This window comes from Pseudomonas sp. P20, from assembly GCF_016463925.1.
In the GTDB taxonomy this organism is placed as follows: domain Bacteria; phylum Pseudomonadota; class Gammaproteobacteria; order Pseudomonadales; family Pseudomonadaceae; genus Pseudomonas; species Pseudomonas aeruginosa.
On sequence record NZ_JAEMVM010000063.1, the window covers coordinates 16976 to 41907 of the forward strand.

23 protein-coding genes are annotated in these 24932 nt (G+C 66.3%); 18 read left to right on the forward strand and 5 right to left on the reverse strand.

The window, feature by feature from the left end; translation table 11 throughout:
• Window positions 1-92 precede the first annotated feature (92 nt).
• Window positions 93-2648: a heme receptor HxuC gene (gene hxuC, locus JHD77_RS30925; RefSeq protein ID WP_031756145.1), complete on the forward strand. Its 2556-nt coding sequence runs from the start codon at window positions 93-95 to the stop codon at window positions 2646-2648.
• Window positions 2649-2654: 6 nt separating this feature from the next.
• Here the strand turns inward: hxuC and lepB are convergent, their stop codons facing one another.
• Both lepB and JHD77_RS30935 read right to left on the reverse strand, forming a co-directional pair.
• Window positions 2655-3194 (reverse strand): signal peptidase I, encoded by a 540-nt coding sequence (gene lepB, locus JHD77_RS30930; RefSeq protein WP_003082673.1) that lies wholly within the window; start codon window positions 3192-3194, stop codon window positions 2655-2657.
• A 75-nt stretch (window positions 3195-3269) separates the two neighbouring features.
• Window positions 3270-5321, reverse strand: a complete 2052-nt coding sequence (locus JHD77_RS30935) for a S9 family peptidase (protein WP_031756147.1) — start codon at window positions 5319-5321, stop codon at window positions 3270-3272.
• A 148-nt stretch (window positions 5322-5469) separates the two neighbouring features.
• On the opposite strand from JHD77_RS30935, the gene JHD77_RS30940 reads away from it, so the two are divergent.
• From JHD77_RS30940 to JHD77_RS30955, 4 genes are all read left to right on the forward strand, one after another.
• On the forward strand, window positions 5470-5943 hold the full coding sequence (locus JHD77_RS30940; protein ID WP_003082675.1) for a hypothetical protein: 474 nt from the start codon (window positions 5470-5472) through the stop codon (window positions 5941-5943).
• A gap of 63 nt (window positions 5944-6006) precedes the next feature.
• The gene (locus tag JHD77_RS30945; RefSeq protein ID WP_003082677.1) at window positions 6007-6468 is read left to right on the forward strand and encodes an HIT family protein; all 462 of its coding nucleotides are present in this window, start codon (window positions 6007-6009) and stop codon (window positions 6466-6468) included.
• Between the two features lie 3 nt (window positions 6469-6471).
• Complete coding sequence (locus JHD77_RS30950; RefSeq protein WP_003082680.1) at window positions 6472-7245, forward strand: class II glutamine amidotransferase; 774 nt, start codon at window positions 6472-6474, stop codon at window positions 7243-7245.
• A 26-nt stretch (window positions 7246-7271) separates the two neighbouring features.
• Window positions 7272-7796, forward strand: coding sequence for a DUF2937 family protein (locus JHD77_RS30955; protein ID WP_003082681.1), 525 nt, complete (start codon window positions 7272-7274; stop codon window positions 7794-7796).
• A gap of 8 nt (window positions 7797-7804) precedes the next feature.
• Here JHD77_RS30955 and JHD77_RS30960 read toward each other — a convergent pair whose 3' ends face one another.
• Window positions 7805-8665 (reverse strand): LysR substrate-binding domain-containing protein, encoded by an 861-nt coding sequence (locus tag JHD77_RS30960; protein WP_003082684.1) that lies wholly within the window; start codon window positions 8663-8665, stop codon window positions 7805-7807.
• A gap of 167 nt (window positions 8666-8832) precedes the next feature.
• Here JHD77_RS30960 and phnW point away from each other — a divergent pair, with 167 nt between their 5' ends.
• Both phnW and phnX read left to right on the forward strand, forming a co-directional pair.
• Complete coding sequence (gene phnW, locus JHD77_RS30965) at window positions 8833-9948, forward strand: 2-aminoethylphosphonate--pyruvate transaminase (RefSeq protein ID WP_031756149.1); 1116 nt, start codon at window positions 8833-8835, stop codon at window positions 9946-9948.
• A 35-nt stretch (window positions 9949-9983) separates the two neighbouring features.
• A complete protein-coding gene (phnX, locus tag JHD77_RS30970; RefSeq protein ID WP_003100114.1) occupies window positions 9984-10811 on the forward strand; it encodes a phosphonoacetaldehyde hydrolase in 828 nt (275 codons plus the stop codon).
• 50 nt (window positions 10812-10861) lie between these two features.
• Here phnX and JHD77_RS30975 read toward each other — a convergent pair whose 3' ends face one another.
• Window positions 10862-11773, reverse strand: coding sequence for a LysR family transcriptional regulator (locus JHD77_RS30975; protein WP_003082689.1), 912 nt, complete (start codon window positions 11771-11773; stop codon window positions 10862-10864).
• 107 nt (window positions 11774-11880) lie between these two features.
• Between JHD77_RS30975 and JHD77_RS30980 the strand changes: the two genes are divergently transcribed.
• Together JHD77_RS30980 and JHD77_RS30985 are read left to right on the forward strand one after the other, a co-directional pair.
• The gene (locus JHD77_RS30980) at window positions 11881-13239 is read left to right on the forward strand and encodes an MDR family MFS transporter (protein ID WP_003082692.1); all 1359 of its coding nucleotides are present in this window, start codon (window positions 11881-11883) and stop codon (window positions 13237-13239) included.
• A 13-nt stretch (window positions 13240-13252) separates the two neighbouring features.
• Window positions 13253-13639, forward strand: a complete 387-nt coding sequence (locus JHD77_RS30985) for a DUF4440 domain-containing protein (protein ID WP_003082694.1) — start codon at window positions 13253-13255, stop codon at window positions 13637-13639.
• A 7-nt stretch (window positions 13640-13646) separates the two neighbouring features.
• Here JHD77_RS30985 and JHD77_RS30990 read toward each other — a convergent pair whose 3' ends face one another.
• Window positions 13647-14261, reverse strand: coding sequence for a TetR/AcrR family transcriptional regulator (locus tag JHD77_RS30990; RefSeq protein WP_003082696.1), 615 nt, complete (start codon window positions 14259-14261; stop codon window positions 13647-13649).
• Between the two features lie 157 nt (window positions 14262-14418).
• Between JHD77_RS30990 and JHD77_RS30995 the strand changes: the two genes are divergently transcribed.
• The 9 genes from JHD77_RS30995 to JHD77_RS31035 all read left to right on the forward strand — a co-directional run bounded on the left by JHD77_RS30995 (window position 14419) and on the right by JHD77_RS31035 (window position 24904).
• Entirely contained in the window at window positions 14419-15960 is a 1542-nt protein-coding gene (locus JHD77_RS30995) for an MFS transporter (RefSeq protein WP_003082699.1), read from the forward strand.
• Between the two features lie 626 nt (window positions 15961-16586).
• Window positions 16587-17582 (forward strand): ubiquinol oxidase subunit II, encoded by a 996-nt coding sequence (gene cyoA / locus JHD77_RS31000; RefSeq protein WP_003082702.1) that lies wholly within the window; start codon window positions 16587-16589, stop codon window positions 17580-17582.
• Between the two features lie 6 nt (window positions 17583-17588).
• The gene (gene cyoB / locus JHD77_RS31005; RefSeq protein ID WP_003082705.1) at window positions 17589-19565 is read left to right on the forward strand and encodes a cytochrome o ubiquinol oxidase subunit I; all 1977 of its coding nucleotides are present in this window, start codon (window positions 17589-17591) and stop codon (window positions 19563-19565) included.
• A gap of 3 nt (window positions 19566-19568) precedes the next feature.
• The gene (gene cyoC, locus JHD77_RS31010; RefSeq protein WP_003086858.1) at window positions 19569-20198 is read left to right on the forward strand and encodes a cytochrome o ubiquinol oxidase subunit III; all 630 of its coding nucleotides are present in this window, start codon (window positions 19569-19571) and stop codon (window positions 20196-20198) included.
• Window positions 20198-20533: a cytochrome o ubiquinol oxidase subunit IV gene (gene cyoD, locus JHD77_RS31015; RefSeq protein WP_003109258.1), complete on the forward strand. Its 336-nt coding sequence runs from the start codon at window positions 20198-20200 to the stop codon at window positions 20531-20533. Before cyoC ends, cyoD begins: the two co-directional genes overlap by 1 nt.
• A gap of 10 nt (window positions 20534-20543) precedes the next feature.
• Complete coding sequence (gene cyoE / locus JHD77_RS31020; RefSeq protein ID WP_003082726.1) at window positions 20544-21434, forward strand: heme o synthase; 891 nt, start codon at window positions 20544-20546, stop codon at window positions 21432-21434.
• A 238-nt stretch (window positions 21435-21672) separates the two neighbouring features.
• Window positions 21673-23871: a TonB-dependent receptor gene (locus tag JHD77_RS31025; protein WP_003082728.1), complete on the forward strand. Its 2199-nt coding sequence runs from the start codon at window positions 21673-21675 to the stop codon at window positions 23869-23871.
• A gap of 128 nt (window positions 23872-23999) precedes the next feature.
• Window positions 24000-24332 (forward strand): DUF883 family protein, encoded by a 333-nt coding sequence (locus JHD77_RS31030; RefSeq protein WP_003082731.1) that lies wholly within the window; start codon window positions 24000-24002, stop codon window positions 24330-24332.
• Window positions 24333-24391: 59 nt separating this feature from the next.
• Window positions 24392-24904, forward strand: a complete 513-nt coding sequence (locus tag JHD77_RS31035) for a hypothetical protein (RefSeq protein WP_003123080.1) — start codon at window positions 24392-24394, stop codon at window positions 24902-24904.
• Window positions 24905-24932: the final 28 nt, after the last annotated feature.

The window sequence follows — 24932 nt, forward strand, 5'->3', positions numbered from 1 at the left end:
CGCATATGTGGGTTTTTCTCCCTGCTGCGTCTTCTCTGCTGTCCGTCGCCGCTGCCGGCGACATCCAGCAGTCACTTGGGGAGAGTTCCAGCATGACCTTGCCTTTCACCCGCGCCGCCTGGCGCCCGCTGTGTTCCGCCGCCGTGCTCGGCGCCGCGTTGTGGGCCGCCGGCGCCAGCGCTGCCGAACGACGCTTCGACCTGCCGGCGCAGCCGCTGGCCGCCTCGCTGTCGCGCCTGGCGCAGCAGGCGCAGGTCCAGGTGCTGTTCGACGAGTCGCTCCTGCGGGGCCTGCGCGCTCCGGCGCTGAGCGGCAGCTACGGGGTGCGCGAGGCGCTGGAGCGGTTGCTGGTCGGTTCCGAGCTGGAGCTGGTGGAGGCGGGCGGCGGCTACGTGGTGCGCCGGCGCCAGGTCGACGCCTACAGCGACAACGCGCTGCAACTGGACGCGCAGACCATCGTCGGCAACGGTCGCGAAGTGGACGCCAGCAACGTCGGCCGTTCGACCCTGACCCGGCGGGATATCGAACGCCAGCAGGCGGACAACATCCCCAGCCTGCTGCAGACCCTGCCCGGAGTGACCATGGGCGGCTCGCCCAAGCCGGGCGGACAGACCACCAACATCTGGGGCCTGGGCGACGCCGAGGACGTGCCCTATACCCTGGACGGCGCGCAGAAGAGCGGCTTCGAGCGCTACCAGCAGGGCACCGTGTTCATCGAACCGGAAATGATCAAGCGCATCGAGGTGGAGAAGGGACCGCACTCGGTGTTCACCGGCAATGGCGGCTTCGGCGGCACCGTGCACATGGAGACCAAGGACGCGCCGGACCTGCTGCGCGAAGGCCGCGACGTCGGCGCCATGCTCAAGTACGGCTATCACTCCAACGACCAGCAGAAGATCTACTCCGGCGCTGTGTTCGGGCGCAGCGAAGACCGCCGCGTCGATGCCCTGCTCTATCTCAACGGTCGCGACGGCCGCGACATGAAGCTGGCCGACAACCTGCCGCTGTCGCCCACCGACTACCCGATCAACCCCAAGCGCCTGCCCAACAGCGCCCAGGACGAGAAGACCGGCCTGTTCAAGCTCAACCTGCACCCCACCGAGGAGCACGACCTGGGTTTCACCTACCTGCGCTCGAAAAGCTCGCGCTGGACGCCGTTCTCCGCCAGCAGCTACCCGACCCCGCCGGGCCAGTGGACCATCGACCGCTACGGCTACGAGCTGGGCCTGACCCGCCTGCTGGCCCACCGCGATACCACCGACACCACCTGGACCGGCAAGTACAACTACCATCCGCTGGACAACCCCTGGATCGACCTGCAACTGAGCTATTCCGACGCCCGCACCGAGCAACTCGACCGTCGCGAGGACACGGCCTTCTACCAGCTCGCCACCGGTGGCAAACGGATGCGTACCGAGTACCAGGACAAGGTCCTGGAGCTGCGCAACACCAGCCGTTTCGATACCGGAGCGCTACAGCACGAGCTGACCCTGGGCGCGGCGCTGCACAAGCACAAGCGCGACATCCTCATGCACATGCCGGGCAAGACCTACGAGACCCCGCGCTACAACTACGGCTGGCTGCAACCGGCATTCATGCCGGCCGGCAAGCAGGACACGCAGAGCTTCTACATCCAGGACGCGATCACCTACGGCAGCCTGACCGTCACCCCATCGATGCGCTTCGACAGCGTGCGCAACGACGGCCAGGCCAACCTGGCGCCGATCTACGACAATCCCAAGCTCGGCCATGACTATCGCGCCCAGACCTACTCCGGCTGGTCGCCGCGGCTGTCGGTGTTCTGGACCGCGACGCCGAACCTGGCGTTCTTCGCCGACTACACCGAGACCTGGCGAGCGCCGGTGATCGACGAGCAGTACGAAGTGCAGAACAGTTCGACCATCGGTGGCAGCAGCCGCGACCTGGACGCCGAGCGCATCCATGCGATCCGTGGCGGCAGCGTGATCAACCTGCCGGACCTGCTGGTCGCCGGCGACAGCCTGCAGATCCGCACCACGTTGTTCCAGAACCGCATCAAGGACGAGATATTCCGCACCCGCAGCGTCGGCTGCCGCCAGCAGTCGATCGACAACGGCAGTATCGGCGGTAGCTGCGGCGACATGCTGCCGCTGAGCAACTACCGCAACCTGCCGGGCCTGACCATCAAGGGCTTCGAGATCGAGAGCTTCTACGACAGCCAGCGGCTGTTCGGCAGCCTGTCCTACTCGTGGATGACCGGCAAGCACGATGGGGCCTACAGCAATCCCTGGGGACCGAACGTGTGGGCGCGCGACATCCCGCCGCCGAAGTGGGTGGCCATGCTCGGCCTGAAGGTTCCGGAATGGGATGCCAAGCTCGGCTGGCAGGGCGAGTTCGTGCGCAAGACCGACCGCCTGCCCAGCGATCGCTACAGCGGCGGGATGGGTACCGGTTCCGGCGATATCTACTGGGATCACGCGGCCAACGACAGCTACGACACTCATCGGCTGTTCGCCGAGTGGGTCCCGGCCAAGCTGGGCCTGAAGGACACCCGCATCGACTTCACCGTGGACAACCTGTTCAACCGCTCCTATCGCCAGCCGCTGGGCGGCGACCTGGTCTACAGCCAGGGACGCAACGCCAAGATCAGCGTCACCCAGTTCTTCTGAGGGGCGTCAGCGCACCGAACCGATGCGCCGGGTGTCCTCGGCATACCAGACGGCGAACACCCGGCCGACCAGGTCGGCGCGCGGTACGTAGCCCCAGTAGCGGCTGTCGTTGGAGTTATCGCGGTTGTCGCCGAGCATGAAGTATTGGCCGGCGGGGACGGTCCGCTCGGCCATGCGCAGGGAGTCCGGCTGGCGCAGCGCCTGTTGCGCCAGGTAGGGCTCCGTCACCGGGCGCTCATTGACGTAGAGCCGGCCGCCATCGATCCGCACGCGATCGCCGGGTATTCCGGCGATGCGCTTCACATAGGCGATGCTGCGCTGCGGCGGGAAGCGGAACACCACCAGGTCGCCGACCTGCGGGTCGGCGAAGGCGTAGCGCGCGGCGTTGGCGAGGATGAAGTCGCCCTGTTGCAAGGTCGGTTCCATCGAGCGCGAAGGGATCTTGTACAGCGCCACGCCGAGGAGCCGCGCGCGCGGGTCGAGACTGGCGGTGCCGAACGGATTCGCCAGGTAGACGGCCAGCATGATCGCGGCGAGCAGGCCCATGGCGGGCCAGAAGCGTCGTTTCACGAAGTTTCCTTTTTCGTGGCGGAAGGCCGGCGTCGCCGGCCCCCGCGGTGGTCATACCAGGCCGAGGACCTTGAGCAGGAAGGCGTATTCCAGCGCCACGTCCTTCAGCCCCTGGTAGCGGCCGCTCATGCCGCCGTGGCCGGCGCCGAGGTCGGTCTTGAGCAGCAGCAGGTTGGCGTCGGTCCTGGTCGCCCGCAGTTTCGCCACCCACTTGGCGGCTTCCCAGTACTGCACGCGGCTGTCGTTGTAGCCGGCGACCACCAGCAGGTGCGGGTAGTCCTGGGCCCTGACGTTCTCGTAGGGCGCGTAGGCGGCGATCCGCGCATGCACCTCGGGCTCCTGCGGGTTGCCCCACTCATCGTATTCGGTGACGGTCAGCGGCAGGTCCGGATTGAGCATGCTGTTCAGCACGTCGACGAACGGCACCTCGGCGATGGCCGCGCCGAACAGTTGCGGGCGCTGGTTGAGCACCGCTCCGATCAACAGCCCGCCGGCGCTGCCGCCGCTGATGGCGAGACCCTCGGGACGGCAGTAGCCCTCGGCGAGCAGGTGCTCGGCGCAGGCGATGAAGTCGTCGAAGCTGTTCTGCTTGTGTTCCAGCTTGCCGGCCCGGTACCAGGCTTCGCCCAGTTCGCCGCCGCCACGGACATGGGCGATGGCGAAGACGAAGCCGCGTTCGAGCAGGCTCAGGCGGGCGTGGGAGAACCAGGGATCGAGGCTATGCCCGTAGGCGCCGTAGCCATAGAGATAGAGCGGCGCGGGGCGCCCGGCGGCGATGCCGTCGAGGACTTCCTTGCGCGCCACCAGGCTGACCGGCACCTGCGTGCCGTCGCCGCTGCTGGCCCAGATGCGCCGGCTGGCGTAGGCGTCGGCGTCGAATGGGCCTTCCACCGGGGTCTGCTTGAGGACGGTCTGCGTGCCATCGGCGAGGTTCAGCTGGCGTACCTGCGCCGGACGGTTCAGGGCCTCGTAGCGCAGTCGCACGCAGGGGCTGTCGAATTCCAGGCTGTCCTGCACGTAGAGGCTGTAGGCGGCGTCCGGCAACTGCACGCGGTAGGCCGGCAGGCCCTGCGGTTGCACCTCGATAACCGGCAGGCCGCCGTCGCGCAGGCCGAGGATCACCGCCTCGGCGTTCAGGCTGACATCTTCCAGGGTCCGCTGCGGGTCGTGGGCCACGCGCAGTTGCCAGTGCTCGCGAGTCGGCCGCGACTCCTCGGCCTGGTAGAGGGCGAAGTTGATCCCCGCCTGGTTGCTGCGGATCAGCCACAGGCCCCGGCCGTCGAGGCGACCGTGGTCGGGGTAGTACTCGTGGCCTTCCTCGCGCGGCGCCAGGCAACGGAACGTTCCCTGCGGCTGGTCGGCGTCGAGCACCCAGGCCTCGCTGGTGGTCTTGCTGTTGAGCAGGAGGATCAGCTGGCGTTCCGAGCTGGAGCGGTAGCAGTGCAGGAAGAAGCGCCCGTCGCCTTCCTCGAACACCAGCTCGGCGCCGGCCTCGCCCAGGCGGTGGCGATAGAGCTTGTGCGGGCGGTGGGTGTCATCCAGTTCACCGAAGAACAGCGTGCGGTTGTCGTTGGCCCAGGTCAGGCTGCCGTCGCAGTCCTCGAAGGGCAGGGCCTGCACCGCGCCGCTGGCGAGATCCTTGACGAACAGGCGGTAGATCTCGTCGCCGCTGGTGTCCAGGCTGTAGGCCAGCAGGCTCTGGTCGGGGCTGATGCTGAAGGCGCCGAGGGAGAGGAAGCCGCCGTCGGCCAACTGGTTGGGATCGAGCAACAGTTGCTCGGCGCCTTCGTCGACCGCCAGGCTGCCGTCCTCCGGACGTGGGCAGCGGTAGTGGCGCGGGTATTCGTCGCCGGCGGTGGTGCGCTGGTAGTACAGCCACGGACCCCACGGACTGGGCAACGACAGGTCGGTCTCGCGGATGCGTCCCCTGATCTCCTCGAACAGGGTCTCGCGCAACCCGGCCTGGTCGGCCAGTTCGCTATCCAGGTAGGCGTTCTCGGCCTTCAGGTAGTCGAGCACCTCCGGGGCGTCGCGCTCCTCCAGCCAGGCGTAGGGGTCGCTTCCGGCGTCGCGGCGGGCGATGGGGGGCTGCGGATGGGGCATCGGGAATCCTCGTCGATCCGGCCATGCGCGAGGCCGGGAAATCTGAATAAAACTGGCGGCGCGGCGCCCGCCATCGGTGGGTAGGCGCGTCGGCATGCAAAAGCGGCTATCATAAGCCCCCCATCACCGCTATCGCCACGCACGCCGCATGAATGAACAAGACTATCTGATCGCCTGGGGCGCCTACGCCATCGCCGGACTTGGTCTGATGCTGGTGTTCTGGCTGATGACCGGCTGGATGTGGCGCTGGCTGCGCGAACCCCTGCGGCTGATCGTCTTCATCCTGCTGTTCACGCCGACTCCGGTGGACCCGCAGAACGACCTCTACGCCCCGGCCATCGCCATCACCGCGCTGGATGTCGTGTTCAAGGTCGGCAACAACGCCTGGCGCGCGGTCTCTGACCTGGCCCTGGTGGCGCTGCTCGGTTTCGGCCTGTACCTGCTGATCGCCGCCATCCGCTGGCCGCTGGAGCGGGCCTGGAAGAATCGTCGGCATCCGTCGCAGGACGCCGAGGACGAGCCGACCCTGCGGCAGATGTTGCAGCCCGAGTTGATGCCGGACGTCGACACCCGCACCGACGAGCACGGCGACCGGCGCATGCGCATCGAGCCGCGCCTGTAGCCTTTCGCGACGAAATCCATTCTTGCGCTACGCCCGGCAGGCGTTCAGCATGAGGCGAGGCCTATGTCGGGATTTCCCATGGATTGCGTGTTCTGCGCCATAGCGGGTGGCCGCGAGCCGGCGCACAGACTCTTCGAGGACGAGCATTTCATCGTCCTGCTGGACATCTTTCCGCTGCGACCGGCGCACGTGCTGATCGTAGCCCGCGAGCACGCCCCGCACCTGAGCGATCTTTCCGCCGCCGCCCGCGACGCCCTCCTGGCGCTCGCCGAGCGTATCGGTCGCGCATTGCGCCGGGCCGGTTTCGGCGTGGAAGGCATCAACCTGTTGCTCAACGATGGCGTGGCGGCCAACCAGCACGTGGCGCACCTGCATCTGCACCTGATTCCCCGGCGTCGCGGCGACCTGCCGCGACTGCTCTGGCGCGCCCTGACCCGTTTCCTGCCGGTCGGTCGCGCGAGCCTGCAGGCGCGTCTGCAGCGGGAACGAGAACTACTACGTACAGCCTTGCTCAGGGAGGTTTGAGCCATGTGTGAACTATTGGGCATGAGCGCCAACGTCCCGACGGACATCGTCTTCAGCTTCACCGGACTGATGCAGCGCGGCGGCGGTACCGGCCCGCACCGCGACGGTTGGGGCATCGCCTTCTACGAAGGACGCGGCGTGCGGCTGTTCCAGGACCCGCTGGCGAGCGTCGATTCGGAGGTGGCGCGGCTGGTGCAGCGCTTCCCGATCAAGAGCGAGACGGTCATCGGGCACATCCGCCAGGCCAACGTCGGCAAGGTCGGGCTGAGCAACACCCACCCCTTCATCCGCGAACTCGGTGGGCGCTACTGGACCTTCGCGCACAATGGCCAACTGGCCGACTTCCAGCCCAAGCCCGGTTTCTACCGCCCGGTCGGCGAGACCGACAGCGAGGCGGCCTTCTGCGACCTGCTGAACCGCGTGCGCCGGGCTTTCCCCGAGCCGGTGCCGGTGGAGGTGCTGTTGCCGGTGCTGATCTCGGCCTGTGACGAATATCGCAAGAAAGGTGTGTTCAATGCCCTGATCAGCGACGGCGACTGGCTGTTCACCTTCTGCTCCAGCAAACTCGCCTACATTACCCGCCGTGCGCCATTCGGCCCGGCGCGGTTGAAGGATGCCGACCTGACCGTGGACTTCCATGCGGAAACCACGCCGGACGATGTGGTCACGGTGATCGCCACCGAGCCGCTCACCGACAACGAGAACTGGACCTTGCAGCAGAGCGGCGAGTGGGTCCTCTGGTGGGGCGGCGAGGTGTTGGCCAAGGGGCGGGTCTGAATCGCCGCCGTGAACGAGGAGAGCGCATGTTCCGCAGTTACCTGAGACTGCTGCTGTTCACCCTGGGCCTGCTGCTCGGGGTGCAGGTGCCCGGTTTCATCGACGACTACGCCAAGCGCGTCGACGCCCATCGCCTGGAGGCCGCGCAGAACATCCAGGGCTTCCAGCAGACCGCCGGGCAGTTCTTCAACGGTAGCCTGGAGGAACTGGTCAGGCATTACCGCAGCAACAGCGATCCGGTGTTCCAGCGCGACGGCGAGAACCTCGACCGCCTGATGCGTCGCGCGCGCATGCTCGACGCTGAGTGGCAGGCCATGCAGGGTCCCTGGTACGCCCGCGCCTGGCACATGCTGCGCGCACCGAACCATGAGTTGCTGATGGAAACCTATGCCAGCTACAGCTACCAAGTCCTGCTCAAGCCCGAGGTGATCGCCTGGGGCCTGGGCTGCGCCTTGCTGGTCGCCTGGATCGCCGAGCTGATCGTGTATTCGCTGGCCTCGCTGTTCGGCTTCGGCGAAGACCGCCGCACCCGCGAGCGTCACTGGAGCTGAGGCGCGACTCAGGCCGCCGCCAGTTCCAGGAATGCCCTGATCACCCGCAGGCCGCGGCGCTTCTCCAGGCAGCCGATCAGGTGGCGGTTGGTCAGCTCGGGACCGACCAGCGGCACCGCGCGAACCCGCGGATCGTTGCCGACCTCCAGGGAAGACACCACGCCGACGCCCAGTTCGGCGGCCACCGCTTCGGTCACCGCTTCCCGGCTGTCCAGCTCCAGCAGCACCCGCGGCTGCACGCCCTGCTCGGCACAGGCGCGGTCGAAGGTGCGGCGGGTGATCGAACCGGGTTCGCGCAGCACCATGATCTGCTGGTCGAGCTCTTCCAGCGGTACGCCTTCGTTGCGTTCGCACCAGGGATGCTGGCGAGGCAACAGGGCGCAGATGCGCGAATTCACCAACTCCTCCAGGAACAGCCCGGGACGCGCCTCGACCTCGGTCAGCACGGCGACGTCGACGTGTTCGCTGAGCAGCGCCGCGAGGGTCTCCTGGGCGTTGCCCAGACGCAGGTTGACGGTGATTCCCGGATAGCTCGCGCGCAGCCGGGCGAGCATCGGCATCACCAGGTGCGGGCCGTCGGCGGCGACTTCGAGGCGGCCGGAGACCAATTGTCGATTGGCGTCGAGCAGGGCCTCGGCTTCTTCCTCCAGGGCGAACAGGGTGCGCGTGATCGCCACCAGGCGCGAGCCCTCCTCGGTCAGTTCGATGCGCCGGGCGGTGCGCCGGAAAAGGGTGACCTGGTAGTGCTCCTCGAGTGCCTTGACGTGTCCGGTCACCGCCGGCTGGCTGATGCACAGGCGCTCGGCGGCGCGGGTGAAACTGCCTTCGCGGGCGACGGCGTCGAAGGCGCGGAGCTGGAAGAGATTCATGGTATCGGCCTGGCTTATGGCTGGCATCGGAACAAACAATTTGAACGATAGTAGCGCGGCGCTCACCTTATGTCTCCAGGCTTCCCTGGAACGCCGGCGCGGAACGACCGCCCGGACCGCGAAGCCCGATCCGGTTTCTTTGGCCGATTCCCGCAGAGGAAATGAGCATGAGCACTGCCGAACGCGCACCCATCCTGCTGACCCCCGGTCCGCTGACCACCTCCTACCGTACCCGTGGGGCGATGATGGTCGACTGGGGCTCCTGGGACAGCGATTTCAACGAACTCACCGCCAGCGTCTGCCAGCGCCTGCTGAAGATCGTAGGCGGCGAAGGCAGCCACACCTGCGTACCGTTGCAGGGCAGCGGCACCTTCGCCGTGGAAGCGGCGATCGGCACCCTGGTGCCGCGCGACGGCAAGGTCCTGGTGTTGATCAACGGTGCCTACGGCAAGCGCCTGGCGAAGATCTGCGAGGTTCTGCAACGGCCCTTCAGCACCTTCGAGACCGAAGAGAACGTGCCGACCACCGCCGCTGACGTCGAGCGTCTGCTGGCCGCCGATCCGGCGATCAGCCATGTGGCGCTGATCCACTGCGAGACCAGCACCGGCATCCTCAATCCGCTCGAGGCCATCGCCAAGGTCGTCGAGCGTCACGGCAAGCGCCTGATCGTCGATGCCATGAGCTCCTTCGGGGCGATCGGGATCGATGCCCGGAAAGTTCCGTTCGATGCCTTGATCGCCGCCTCCGGCAAGTGCCTGGAGGGCGTCCCCGGGATGGGCTTCGTCTTCGCCCGCAGCGCCGCTCTGGAAGCCAGCGCCGGCAACTGCCACTCCCTGGCCATGGACCTGCAGGACCAGCACGCCTATATGCGCAAGACCGGGCAGTGGCGCTTCACCCCGCCGACCCATGTGGTCGCCGCCCTGCACGAAGCGCTCAGCCAGTACGAAGAGGAGGGCGGCCTGCCGGCGCGCCAGCGGCGCTACGCGAGCAATTGCGAAACGCTGCTCGGCGAGATGGCCCGGCTCGGTTTCCGCAGCTTCCTGCCGGCGGAAATCCAGGCGCCGATCATCGTTACCTTCCACGCGCCGCGCGATCCGCGCTACCGCTTCGCCGACTTCTACCAACGCGTGCGGGAGAAGGGCTTCATCCTCTATCCGGGCAAGTTGACCCAGGTGGAAACCTTCCGCGTCGGCTGCATCGGCCACGTCGACGCCGCGGAGATGCGGCAGGCGGTCGCCGCCATCGGCGAGGCGCTGCGCGAACTGGAAGTCCTCGAGATCTGAACTGAACGACAACGAGCAGAAAAGGGTTCACGACAATGAATTACAACCAGCCAGCCACCCTCCAGGCCGCCATCCTCGACTGGGCGGGAACCGTGGTCGATTTCGGCTCCTTCGCGCCGACCCAGATCTTCGTCGAGGCTTTCGCCGAATTCGGCGTCCAGGTCAGCCTGGAGGAAGCGCGCGGTCCGATGGGAATGGGCAAGTGGGACCACATCCGCACCCTCTGCGACATCCCGGCGATCGCCGAGCGCTACCGCGCCGTCTTCGGCCGCCTGCCCAGCGACGACGATGTCACCGCCATCTACGAGCGCTTCATGCCGCTGCAGATCGAAAAGATCGCCGAACATTCGGCGCTGATCCCCGGCGCCCTGCAGGCGATCGCCGAACTCCGCGGGATGGGCCTGAAGATCGGTTCCTGTTCCGGTTATCCGGCGGTGGTGATGGAGAAGGTGGTAGCCCTGGCCGAGACCAACGGTTACGTCGCCGACCACGTGGTGGCCACCGACGAAGTGCCCAACGGCCGGCCATGGCCGGCCCAGGCGCTGGCCAACGTGATCGCCCTGGGGATCGACGATGTGGCGGCCTGCGTGAAGGTCGACGACACCTGGCCGGGTATCCTCGAAGGGCGCCGCGCCGGGATGTGGACGGTGGCGCTGACCTGCTCGGGCAATGCCCTGGGCCTCACCTACGAGCAGTACAAGGCGCTGCCGGCGGCCGAACTGGAGCGCGAGCGGACGCGTATCGAACAGATGTTCGAAGGTTCGCGTCCGCACTACCTGATCGAGACCATCGCCGAGCTGCCGGCGGTGGTCCGCGACATCAATGCGCGCCTGGCGCGCGGCGAGATGCCGCAGGGTAACTGAGCCACGTCTGTGCCGAGGCCGCCGCGGGCAACCGCGGCGGCCTCGGTTTTCTAACCGGCGTCCGGGTGCCCCAGGCGAGTCTTGAGGAAGTCGATGAACGCGCGGACCTTCGACGGCAGGTGGCGGGTCGGCGGATAAACGGCATGCACGCCCTGGAGCGGAAACCCGTGGTCCGCCAGCAGGCGTTGCAGTGCGCCGCAGCGCAAGTCGGCCTGCACCAGCCAGTCCGGCAGCACGGCGATACCCAGGCCGTCGAGGGCAAAGGCGCGCAGGGCCGCGGCGTTGTCGGCCAGCAGCATGGGATGGCGCGGTCCGCGGTAGCTGCGCAGGGCGCCGTCGGGGGCGCGTACTTGCCAGGGCAGGGAGTCCGCCAGCCGGCTGTGACCGAGATTCTGCAGGCGCTCCAGACTCTCCAGGTCGGTCGGCGGCGGTTCGCCGAGCGCCGCCAGGCAGGCCGGGCTGGCCACCGCCAGGACCTCGAAGCTGGCCAGTTGCACCGCATGGTGGGTGGAGTCCTCCAGGCGCCCCAGGCGGATGGCGACGTCGAAGCGTTCGCCAATCAGGTCGGCATGCAGCGATGAGGTCGACAATTGTACCTGCAACGCCGGGTGCAGCCGGGCGAATGCCTGCAGGGCCGGCACCAGTTGGCGCAGGCCGTATTCCTGGGTGGTGGTGACGCGCAGGCTGCCACGCAGTTCGCCATGCTCGGCGCGGGCGTCGTCGATGGCCAGGCGCGCCTCGTCGAGCACCTTCACGCAGCGCTGGTAGAAGCGTTCGCCAGCATCGGTCAGGGCCATCCGCCGGGTGCTGCGGCTGAGCAGAGAAACGCCCAGCTCGGCCTCCAGCCGCTTGAGGTTGAAGCTGACTACCGCACGCGTCTGGCCGAGGGTGTCGGCGGCGGCGCTGAGGGAACCGCAGTCGACCACGGCGCGAAAGGTTTCGAAGCGGTCGAGGCTGACCATGGAAGGCGACCCTATTGTCAAATTCGATTTGACAGTCTATGCGCGATTAGCCTCTCCAGATAGCGCGAGCGCCTCGCTATGCTCCCCGGCAAACCTCCGGAGCGCCCATGAATCAACCGTCCCGCCTGGCCACTTTGTACCTTCTGGGGTTCGCCCTGGACCTGGTGAACATCTTCATCGCCAGCGTCGCCTACCCGGACATCGGGCGTTCCCTTGGCGCTTCGGTGGCGACCCTGGCGTGGATCGGCAACACCTACCTGCTCGGCTTGACCCTGGTGATTCCGTTGAGCGTCTGGCTCGCTTCGCGCCTGGGAGAACGGCGACTGATGCTGCTGGCACTGGCCGGTTTCGCCAGCGCTTCGCTGGGTTGCGGCCTGGCTGGATCGGCGGCGACGTTGATCGTCTGGCGCCTGTGCCAGGGGTTGGCCGGCGGGTTGCTGATCCCCCTCGGCCAGGCCATGGCCTATCGGAATGTCCCGGCGTCGGCACGGGCCGGCCTGACCGCACGGGTGATGCTGGTGGCGCTGATCGTTCCCGCCGTGGCGCCTGCCCTCGGCGGCTGGCTGGTGGACAGCCTGTCCTGGCGTGGGATCTTCTTCGCCAGCGTGGCGCCGGCGCTGCTGGTGCTGGCCCTGGCGATGCGCTGGCTGCCCAGGCACAAGCATGCGGCGCAGCGCCTGGACCTGCGCGGCCTGCTGCTCGGCTCGGCGGCGCTGGCCACGCTGCTGGTGGCGCTCGCCTGGCTGGGATCGCCCGGCGGCGGCGGGCGTGGCCTGCTCCTGGCGCTGCTGGCCTGCGTGCTGGGCTGCTGCTACTGGCGTGACGGGCGCGCTCGTACCGACGCGCTGCTCGACCTTGGCTTGCTGGAGGCGCCATTGCTGCGTACGGCGATGCTGGTCTATCTCTGCGTGCCGGGAGCCTTCATGGGCGCCAACCTGGTCGCCATGCTCTATCTGCAAGGCCCCCTCGGCCTCAGCGCGAGCCGTGCCGGTGCGCTGATGCTGCCCTGGGCGCTGGCGGCCGGCCTGGCCATCGGCCTGACCCGGCGACGCTTCAATCGCTGGGGGCCGAAATCCTTGCTGCTGGCGGGCATGGCGATACAGGCCGGCGGCCTGCTGTGGCTGGCTCGAAGCGGGGAGGGGAGCGGCTTCTGGCAACTGGCGGGGGCCTACGCGACCATGGGATTCGGCGGCAGCCTGTGTAGCAGCGCGGCACAGGGCATGGCCTTGCTCGACGTCCCGGCGGCGCGCATGGGCCATGCCAGCGCCTTGTGGAACATCAATCGGCAACTGGCGTTCTGCCTGGGCATGGCCGTGCTCGGTGGGTTGCTCAACCTGTTGCAGGCGCGGGCCGACCCCGCGGCCTTCGTCCACTGCTTCCTGTTCGCCGCCGCTTTCACGCTATTGCCTCTGCCGTGGGTGAGGCGTATCGATTCCGCCGGGGTTCGCGCCCTGGTCCAGACCTGAAAGGAGCTACACCATGACTTGTGCCTACCGCCGGGAAATCCACCATGCCCACGTGGCGATCCGCGACTGGCTGGCCGGCGACTCACGGGCTGACGCGCTGGATGCGTTGATGGCGCGTTTCGCCGAGGACTTCTCGATGGTCACGCCGCATGGCGTGGTCCTGGACAAGACTGCTCTGGGCGAGCTGTTCCGCAGCAAGGGCGGCACCCGTCCTGGGCTGCGCATCGAGATCGACGGCGAGAGTCTGCTGGCTTCAGGCGTGGATGGCGCGACCCTGGCCTATCGGGAAATCCAGTCCGACGCGGCGGGTCGCAGCGAGCGCCTGTCCACCGTAGTCCTGCACCGTGACGACGAAGGGCGGCTGTACTGGCGCCACCTGCAGGAAACCTTCTGCGGCTGAGCCTGCCTCAGTCGCTGGCACCGAGCAGGCGCAGGAAGGCATCGGCGAGTTCGCCGGCCAGCGGCTGGGTATCCAGGCGGCCGCCGGCGATGGCGTCGTCGGCGGCGCCATGCAGCCCGGAGTAGAGCAGCAGGGCGTTCAGCCGTGGGTTGCGCAGCGGCCAGGCGCCGGCCGCCGCGCCGTTCTCCAGTAGCTCCGCCAATTGCTCCAGCACGCGGTCGCGCTCCTGGTTGCCGCGCTGGTGGTGATGGTGCTCGCTGTAGACCACATCGTGCAGCCGGTAGCCCTCCAGGTAGCCCGCCAGGCCGCTCTCGGTCCAGGCGCGCAGACGGCCGGGATGGTCGTTCGCCGGACAGGCCTCGACGGCATTCGCGATGCGCTGCTGGAAAGCCTGGGTGAAGCGCTCGCGCAGGGCCAGGAGGATGTCGGTCTTGGCTTGGAAGTAGTGATAGAAGGTACCCTTGGCGACCCCCGCGGCAGCGACGATGTCGCTGATGGTGGTGGCGTCCACACCCTTGTCTAGGAACAGTTGCTGCGCCGCCGCCATCAGTTCCTCGAGACGAACCTCCGCAGGCTTGGTGCGCGGTTGGCGGGCAGGCTGTTCGGCGTGGCGATCGGGCATGGAGCGCGGATCCGGTGGTTGGGTTGGCCGCAGTGTAAAAGAGCGTGGAGGGGAAGACGAGGCATGACAGGAAGATGAGAATGTTTCGCGATATTTATTGACTGACCGTCGGTCAATGGATTATTCCTGGGCCAGCGCCCTCTCATCGGAGTACTCCATGAACCCTTCGCGTCGTGTCGCCCTGGTCGCCGCCATTTACCTGGGAACCTTCATCGCCTCGCTCGACATCAGCATCGTCAACCTCGCCCTGCCGACGCTGCAGTACGCCCTGGATACCGACCTGGCCGGCCTGCAGTGGGTGGTCGACGCCTATGCGCTGTGCCTGAGCGCCTTCATGCTGTCTTCCGGACCGCTGAGCGACCGCTACGGTCGCAAGCTGACCTGGCTGCTCGGGGTCGGCCTGTTCAGCTTCGGTTCGCTGCTCTGCGCGCTGGCCACCTCGCTGCCGCTGCTGCTGTTCGGACGCGCGGTCCAGGGCATCGCCGGGGCGCTGTTGATACCCGGCGCGCTGTCGATCCTTACCCAGGCTTTCCACGATCCCGGCCAGCGCGCCCAGGTGATCGGCGGCTGGACCTCCTTCAGCGCGCTGTCGCTGATCCTCGGCCCGCTGCTCGGCGGCCTGCTGGTGGAGCACGCCGGCTGGCAGAGCATCTTCCTGATCAACCTGCCGCTCGGCCTGCTGGCGCTCGCCCTGGGCCTGTGGGGCATCGAGGAAACCGCGCACCCCGAGCACGCCGCCTTCGATCCCCTGGGGCAGTTGCTCAGCGTGGTCTGGCTGGGAGCGTTGACCTACGCCCTGATCGCCGCGGGAGAGGGCGGCTGGTTGTCTCCCACGGCCTGGCCGGCGCTGCTCCTGGCCGGGGTCGGCCTGCTTGGCTTCCTCTTCGTCGAGCGGCGGACCGCCCGACCGCTGCTGCCCCTGGGGTTGTTCCGCCAGGCCGGGTTCGCCGTCTGCAACCTGGCCTCGTTCGTCCTCGGTTTTTCCGGCTACGCCAGCCTGTTCTTCCTCTCCCTGTTCTTCCAGCAGGTGCAGGGTGCCTCGGCGCAGCAGGCCGGCTTCTACCTGGCGCCGCAGTTCCTCGCCATGGGCGCACTGTCCATGCTGTTCGGCCGGTTGCAGCGGCACGTACCGCTGCGACGCCTGCTGGTGCTGGGCTACCTGGTGATCGGCCTGGCCATGCTGGCGCTGGCCGCTTGCGGTACGGGAACCGCGTATCCCTGGGTCGGCCTGTTGCTGGTGGCGCTCGGCCTGGGCATGGGCCTGGCCGTTCCCGGCACCGGTCTGGCGGTCATGGCGAGCGTGGCCCGCGAGCGTTCCGGGATGGCCTCGGCGACCATGAATACCCTGCGCCAGGCCGGCATGGCCGTCGGCATCGCGTTGCTGGGAGCGCTGCTGAGCGGGCGGGCGATCGTCGTCCTGGGCGATCGGCTGGAGGAGCTGGGGATTGCCGATGCGCAACGGCTCGCCACCCAGGCGATCACGGCCCATCGCTTGCCTGGTTCCCTGGCGGGGCTCGACGCCGAGCTGCCGGCCGCGCTGGCCGAGGGCTTCCGTCTGGCTATGCTGGTGGCCGGAGCCAGCGCCCTGCTGGCCGCCGCGCTGCTCTGGCGCCTGCGCGTTAGCGCCGGCCCGGCGGCGGATACAGTTGGCGCATCTGGACGAACGGCAGGGGTACAGTTGCAGGCCGATAGACGCTGACTCTCGGGTCACGATGCTGGCGCGGGGGCGATTTCCTTGCGTTATGCTGCTCGAAGCGAAGAATATTCGCGTATTCCAACTGTTGTGCTAGGGTATGGCCTGCGACAACCTGTCGCAGGCAGGTAAAAGCCCTACTTTATCTATGTTTGAGAAAGTCTATTGCAAGATGTGTCATAGGCTCCTCAGCTGAAATGAATTGTAATAACTGACGCTCAGTTTCGGTCCAACGAGCGTCGCGCGAGTCTCTGCTCCGCATCGCGATAAATGGGTTCCTGCCTTGCCTGTTGCACAACAAATAGCCGACCGATAACTGCGACCTGATCACCCGGCGGGAAGGGCAATCCTTCTCGCCCAGGCATGCACGTGCCTTGGCCGCCCTTGGCCTCTTCCGGCACAGCTTCGAAAACGCTGTTCATCAAGGAACGACTCAGCGCGTGGAACGAGTCCGCCACCGGAATCGGGAAAGGTATCCGCTTGCCTTCTCCCGTGGCCGGGCAATGGCCGTTCCGTACCCCGGCGGCGACTGCATGTCTGGAACTGGCTGAAGCCAGCGGTCTCCGCCACAAGCCTTGCAAGGAGACATCCATGAGCGACCACTCGCTCCTTCCATCGATTAAGGCCGGAAGATGACCAAAGCAAACCCGTTTGCCGCATTGAAATGGCTTTCCCTGGCGCCCGCGCTGCTGCTCGGCGGCTGCGACATGACCCTGTTCAACCCGAAAGGGCAGGTGGGCATGGACGAGCGCACCCTGATCATTACCGCGACCCTGCTGATGCTGATCGTGGTCATCCCGGTGATCGTGATGACCCTGGCGTTCGCCTGGAAGTACCGCGCCTCGAATACCCAGGCCGAGTACAAGCCGGACTGGCACCACTCCAACCGCATCGAGGCGGTGGTCTGGCTGGTGCCCTGCGTGATCATCGCGATCCTCGGCTGGATCACCTGGGAAAGCACCCACAAGCTCGACCCGTACCGTCCGCTGGACTCCGAGGTCAAGCCGGTCACCATCCAGGCCGTTTCGCTGGACTGGAAGTGGTTGTTCATCTACCCGGAGCAGGGTATCGCCACGGTCAACGAGATCGCCTTCCCGAAAGACACCCCGGTGAATTTCCAGATCACCTCGGATTCGGTGATGAACTCGTTCTTCATCCCGCAGCTGGGCAGCCAGATCTACTCGATGGCCGGGATGATGACCAAGCTGCACCTGATCGCCAACGAAGAAGGCGTATTCGACGGTATCTCCGCGAACTACAGCGGCGGCGGTTTCTCCGGCATGCGCTTCAAGGCCATCGCCACCTCCGAGCAGGGCTTCCAGGACTGGGTCGCCAAGGTCAAGGCGGCACCGGCCAGCCTGTCGATCGGCACCTATCCGGAACTGGTCAAGCCGAGCGAGAACGTTCCGCCGACCTACTTCTCTTCGGTCAGCCCGGAACTGTTTGGCCACATCCTCACCAAGTACGAGCACCACGGCGACGCCAAGGGTGCCGCGCACGGCGAGCACGCCGGGGCTGAGCACGAAGCCGCCATGACCGGTCACGACATGCAGGACATGGACATGCAAGCCATGCAGGGCATGAAAGACATGAAGGACATGCACATGCAACCGAGTACCCAGGAGTAAGCGCAGATGTTCGGGAAACTGACACTCTCGGCCGTGCCTTACCACGAGCCCATCGTCATGGTCACACTGGCCGTCGTCGCCCTGCTGGGCCTCGGCGTGGTCGGTGCGATCACCTACTACCGCAAGTGGACCTACCTGTGGACCGAGTGGCTGACCTCGGTCGACCACAAGAAGATCGGCGTGATGTACATCGTCGTCGCCCTGGTCATGCTGGTCCGCGGCTTCGCCGACGCGATCATGATGCGCGGCCAGTTGGCCCTGGCCGAAGGCGCCAACCACGGCTACCTGCCGCCGGAGCACTACGACCAGATCTTCACCGCGCATGGCGTGATCATGATCATCTTCATGGCCATGCCGTTCATGACCGGCCTGATGAACCTGGCCGTGCCGCTGCAGATCGGCGCGCGCGACGTGGCGTTCCCCTTCCTCAACTCGCTGAGCTTCTGGCTGCTCGTGGTCAGCGCCATGCTGGTCAACGTGTCGCTGGGCCTGGGCGAATTCGCCCGTACCGGCTGGGTGGCCTATCCGCCGCTGTCGGAGCTGGCCTATAGCCCCGGGGTAGGGGTGGACTACTACATCTGGGCGCTACAGATATCCGGGATGGGCACGTTGCTCACGGGAATCAACTTCCTGGTCACCGTGTTCAAGATGCGTGCCCCGGGCATGAAGCTGATGCAGATGCCGATCTTCACCTGGACCTGCACCTTCGCCAACATCCTGATCGTCGCCTCGTTCCCGATCCTCACTGCTGCGCTGGGCCTGCTGTCGCTCGACCGCTACCTGGACATGCACTTCTTCACCAACGAGCTCGGCGGCAACGCCATGATGTACATCAACCTCTTCTGGGCCTGGGGCCATCCCGAGGTGTACATCCTGATCCTGCCGGCCTTCGGTATCTTCTCCGAGGTCACCGCGACCTTCGCCGGCAAGCGCATGTTCGGCTACAAGTCGATGGTCTGGGCCAGCGCCGCGATCACCTTCCTCGGCTTCACCGTGTGGCTGCACCACTTCTTCACCATGGGTTCGGGCGGTGACGTCAACGGCTTCTTCGGCGTGGCCACCATGCTGATCTCGATCCCCACCGGGGTGAAGCTGTTCAACTGGCTGTTCACCATCTACAAGGGCCGCCTGCGCTTCAGCACGCCGATCCTGTGGACCCTGGGCTTCATGGTGACCTTCACCATCGGCGGCATGACCGGCGTCCTGCTGGCCATCCCGGGCGCGGACTTCCTGCTGCACAACAGCCTGTTCCTGATCGCCCACTTCCACAACACCATCATCGGCGGCGCGGTATTCGGCTACCTGGCCGGCTTCGCCTTCTGGTTCCCGAAAGCGTTCGGCTTCACCCTCGACGAGAAGTGGGGCAAGCGTTCCTTCTGGTGCTGGCTGGTGGGCTTCTACATGGCCTTCATGCCGCTCTACATCCTCGGCTTCATGGGCATGACCCGTCGCCTGAACCACTACGACAACCCGCTGTGGAAGCCCTACCTGGTGGTCGCGTTCTTCGGCGCCGTGCTGATCTTCTGCGGCATCGCCTGCCAACTGATCCAGCTGTTCGTCTCGGTCCGCAACCGCAAGCAACTGGCCGACGTCAATGGCGACCCGTGGGAAGGCCGCACCCTGGAATGGGCCACTTCCTCGCCGCCGCCGTTCTACAACTTCGCCGAGCTGCCGAAGGTACAGGACGTGGATGCCTTCCACGACATGAAGAAGGCCGGTACCGCCTACCGCAAGCTGCCGGCCTACCAGCCGATCCACATGCCGAAGAACACCGCCGCGGGCTTCTCCATCGCCGTGTTCGCCTTCGTCTTCGGCTTCGCCGCCATCTGGCATATCTGGTGGCTCATGGCGGTCGGCTTCGTCGGCATGATCGGCTCCTTCATCGTGCGCAGCTACAACCAGGACGTCGACTACTACGTCCAGCCCGAAGAGATCGAGAAGATCGAAAGCGCCCGTTTCCAGCAACTCGCCAAGCAGGTCTGAACCATGTCGACGGCAGTATTGAACAAGCATCTGGCCGACGCCCACGAAGTGGGCCACGACCACGATCATGCACACGATAGCGGCGGCAACACCGTATTCGGTTTCTGGCTCTACCTGATGACCGACTGCGTGCTGTTCGCCAGCGTCTTCGCCACCTACGCGGTGCTGGTTCACCACACCGCCGGCGGCCCCAGCGGCAAGGACATCTTCGAGCTGCCCTACGTGCTGGTGGAAACCGCCATCCTGCTGGTTTCCAGCTGCACCTACGGCCTGGCCATGCTCTCTGCGCACAAGGGCGCCAAGGGCCAGGCGATCGCCTGGCTCGGGGTCACCTTCCTGCTCGGCGCCGCGTTCATCGGGATGGAGATCAACGAGTTCCACCACCTGATCGCCGAAGGTTTCGGCCCGAGCCGAAGCGCCTTCCTGTCGTCCTTCTTCACCCTGGTCGGCATGCACGGCCTGCACGTCAGCGCCGGTCTGCTGTGGATGCTGGTGCTGATGGCGCAGATCTGGACCCGCGGCCTCACCGCGCAGAACAACACCCGGATGATGTGCCTGAGCCTGTTCTGGCACTTCCTCGACATCGTCTGGATCTGCGTCTTCACCGTCGTCTACCTGATGGGGGCCCTGTAATGAGCAGCGCTGCACACGACAACCACGGCGCCGGCCACGGCAGCCTGGGTTCCTACGCGATCGGCTTCGTGCTCTCGGTGATCCTCACCGCGATCCCGTTCTACATGGTCATGGACGGCGGCTTCTCGCGCCACGCGACCATCCTCACCATGGTCGTCCTCGGCCTGGTGCAGGTGGTGGTGCACCTGATCTGCTTCCTGCACATGAACATGTCGTCGGAAGGGCGCTGGAACGTGATGGCGTTCATCTTCACGGTGATCGTCATCCTGCTGGTGGTCGGTCTCTCGCTGTGGATCATCTTCAGCGCCGACATGCTGATGATGCCGATGCCCTGAGGGCCATGACGTGAAGCTGAAACGCTATCTCCTGGTGGCCAAGCCGGGAATCATCTTCGGCAACCTGATCGCGGTGGCGGGGGGATACTTCCTCGCCGCCCGCGGCAGCGTCGAGCCGATGCTGTTGCTGGCCACGGTCATCGGCCTGTCGCTGGTGGTCGCCAGTGGGTGCGTGCTGAACAACTGCATCGACCGCGACATCGACCGGCACATGGAGCGGACCCGCGGGCGAGTCACCGTGACCGGGCAGATCTCGCTGAAGGCTGCCCTGGCCCACGGCCTGGTCCTCGGGGTCGCCGGCTTCGGCCTGCTGTGGTGGCGGACCAACCCGCTGACCACCGCGCTGGCCGGCTTCGGCTACTTCGTCTACGTCGGCCTGTACAGCCTGTGGTTCAAGCGTCGTTCGCAGTACGGCACGCTGGTCGGCAGCCTCTCCGGGGCGATGCCGCCGGTGGTCGGCTACTGCGCGGTGAGCGGCCAGTTCGACGCCGGCGCCGCCTCGCTGCTGGCGATCTTCTGCCTGTGGCAGATGCCGCACTCCTATGCCATCGCCATCTTCCGCCTGAAGGACTACGAGGCGGCTGGCATCCCGGTGCTGCCGGTGGCGCGCGGCATCGCGGTGACCAAGATCCACATCGTGCTCTACATCCTCGCCTTCATGGCGGCGACCCTCGCCTTGTGCCTGGGCGGCTACGCCGGCTACGGCTATCTGCTGGTGGCGGTGGCGGTGAGCCTGTGGTGGCTGGCCATCGCCCTGACCGGCTACTGGACCGCCGACGACCGGGTCTGGGCGCGCAAGCTGTTCGCCTTCTCCATCGTCGCCATCACCGCGCTGAGCGTGATGATGTCCATCGACTTCCAGGTGGCGCCCGCCACCCATCTGGTCGCCTCGCTGTTCTGAGGCGACACGCTTTAGGGAAAGCCCCGCCGGTCGATTGGCGGGGCTTTTTTTTGTCTGCGCGATGGCAGGGATGCGGTCGCCGCCTGGCAGAAGGGCCGCGCGGCGAGCCCTCTGTTCCGGGACTCTGCCGTTGGTTATCAGATTTTTCCGGGAGCTTTTTCGGAGCTGTCCGGCTTGTGAAAAAAACCCTCCATCAATCAAATGCCAATGATTCTCAATAACCAAGATGGAGTACTTCATGGATCGTCGCAACGAGCCGTCCCCCTTGCCCACCAAACGCCCGCTGGCGCCGCTGATGCTGTTGATGGCCGCCTGCTCCTCGCCGGCCCTGGCCGAGGACGCGGCGCGCAAGGACGATCCCCTGGAACTGGGAGCCGACACGGTCACCGGCGAGCAGGCGTCGTCCAGGGTCGAACGCTCGGCCTCGGCCAAGTACGCCGTGCCGCTGCTGGATACCCCGCAGACCGTCACGGTGGTGCCGCAAAAGGTGATCCAGGAGCAGAACGCCCTGAGCCTGCGCCAGGTGCTGTCCAACGTCTCCGGCATCACCTTCAACGCCGGCGAGGGCGGCGGCGGTTCCGGCGACAGCATCAACATCCGCGGCTTCAGCGCCAACGCCAACATGCAGGTGGACGGGCTGCGCGACAGCGCCCAGACCAGCCGCAGCGACCTGTTCAACCTGGAGGCGGTGGAAGTGATCAAGGGACCGAACTCGGTGTTCGGCGGCGCCGGCACCAGCGGCGGCAGCATCAACATGGTCAGCAAGCAGCCCAAGGCCGAAGCCTTCACCCACCTGGGCGCCGGACTGGGCACGGACCGCTACCGGCGCCTGACCCTGGACACCAACCAGCCGCTGGAAGGGCTTGGCGAATCGACCGCCTTCCGCCTCAACCTCATGGCCCACCACAACGACGTCGCCGGGCGCGAACAGATCGACAAGCAGCGCTGGGGCATCGCGCCATCCCTGACCTTCGGCCTGGACACCCCGACCCGCCTGACCCTGAGCTACTTCCACCAGCGCGACGACAACCTTCCCGACTATGGCGTGCCGGCGCTGAACGGGCGCAAGCTGGACGGCGTCAGCCGCCACGATTATTTTGGCTGGCGCAACCTGGACGAGGAACGGATCGACAACGACGTCGCCACCCTCAAGCTCGAACACGATTTCAGCGACGACTTCCAGTTGCAGAACCTCATCCGCTATTCCCACCTGCATCGGGACACGGTGATCTCCGCCTCCCACGTCAACCAGAAGGGCCTGCCGCCGGGTCGCTACCTGCCGGCGGGACCGCAAGCCTATGGGCGCGATTCGAAGACGCGGATGTGGATCAACCAGACCAACCTCACCGGCCGCTTCGACACCTTCGGCCTGGCGCATACGCTGATCGGCGGCTTCGAGCTGTCCCGCGAGACCTACGACCGCACCACCTACTCCTACAACCTGGGCAAGTTCTACCCGGCCAACGGCTTCGACCTGCACAACCCGCCGGGCTACTGGAACGGCCCCACCGACAAGCGCGACAGCGCGCGCAACCGGACCGAACTGGAGGTCAAGGCGCTGTACGCCTTCGACACCATCGCCCTGGACGAGCGCTGGGACCTCAGCCTGGGCCTGCGCTACGACTGGATCGACGGCACCTCGCGGAGCACGCCCTCAGGCAAGCCGACGGTGCGCGCCGACAGTTCCGACGGCAAGCTGAGCACACGGGCGGGGCTGGTATTCAAGCCGCTGGAGAACGGGCGGGTGTACTTCTCCTACGGCACCTCCTTCAACCCCTCGGCGGAACACCTGGTCACCACCGGCTCGGGCGTGACCGAGGCGACCGGAGGCCTGGCGCCGGAGAAGAACAGCACCTACGAGCTGGGCACCAAGTGGGAGTTCCTCGGACGGCGCCTGGAGCTGGACGCGGCGCTGTTCCAGGTGAAGAAGGAGGACGCTCGCGAACGCCTGGCCGACGGCAGCTACGTGCTTGCCGGCGAACAGCGCGTGCGTGGCCTGGAGCTGAGCGCCAGCGGCAAGCTGAACGAGCACTGGGACCTCTTCGCCACCTACACCTACCTCGACAGCGAAACCCTGAAATCCAGCAACCCGCAGCGTGAGGGACAGGCCCTGGGCAATACCCCGCCGCGCTCGTTGAGCCTCTGGAGCACCTACGAACTGCCCGAGGGCGTGACCCTGGGCTATGGCGCACGCTACGTCAGCCAGCGCAACGTCACCTCGGTGGACAACGGCAAGCTGGATGCCTACTGGGTGCACAACATGATGCTCGGCTACCAGGCGACGCGCGACCTGAAACTGCAACTCAACCTCGACAACCTGTTCGACAAGGCCTACGTCGAGCGGGTGCGCCAGGTGTACGGCAACCAGTCGCGCTCCTCGGCCATCGAGTACGGCGACGGTCGCACGGCGATTCTTTCGGCGATCTACGCGTTCTGACGGCAGGCAGGCCACGGAAGCCGGCGCCCACTGCCTGGGCGTCGGTTCTTCCCGGCGATTTCCTCTGAACTTTTTCACTGCGGCGCCTATCAACTCCTTTGCAAGTCATTTTTCAGGGAGCCTCTTCGATGGCACGCAAGAACGCAGTGAAAGACAACCTCGAGCAGATCCAGCACCAGAGCTACAGCGAGCTGCAGGAACTGCTCTCCGAAGCCAACAGCATGCTCGCCGACAGCGCCGCCTTCGCCGGCGACAAGGCCGATAGCGCCCGTGCGCGGATCGGCGCGCTGCTGGAGAAGGCCAACGATGCCCTCGGCAAGGGCGGTAGCGCCGTGGCCGAACGCAGCCGCCACGCGGTGGATGCGACGGAAAGCTATATCGGCGCCAATCCCTGGCAGACCGTGGCCATCACCACCGCGGTGGGCCTGCTCGCCGGCTTCCTGCTCGGGCGTCGCTCCTGAGCACGCGGTCGGTGCCGCACAACGGACTCGTTACCTTCGCTTGAAAAAAGGAATTGCCCATGCTTTCGATCAAGAAGAACCTCGGCCTCCTGGCCATGACCGCGGCCCTGGCGGCCTGCGCCTCCAACCCCAACGACCTGCCGGATTTCCCGGAGCATGAATACGCGGCGACCCAGCAGGTGGGCGAGGGCGTGATCAACGGCGACCTGTACCTGACCAGTGCGTCGGGTGCGATCCAGAAGGGGACCAACACCAAGGTCACCCTGGAGCCTGCGACCAGCTACATGAAGGCCTACTACGCGAAGTTCGGCAACCTCGATGCCGCCAAGCGCGATCCCGACGTGCAACCGCCGGTGCTCGACCCGCGACGCGCCACCTACGTGCGCGAGGCGACCACCGACCAGAACGGTCGCTTCGACTTCGACCACATCCCCAACGGCACCTACTACATTTCCAGCGAGCTGACTTGGAGCGCCCAGAGCGATGGCAAGACCATCACCGAGGGCGGCACCGTCACCAAGCTGGTCACCGTGAGCGGCTCGCAGCCGCAGAAGGTGCTGCTGACCCGCTGACCTCCGGCGGTGTTCGGCCAAAACGGCA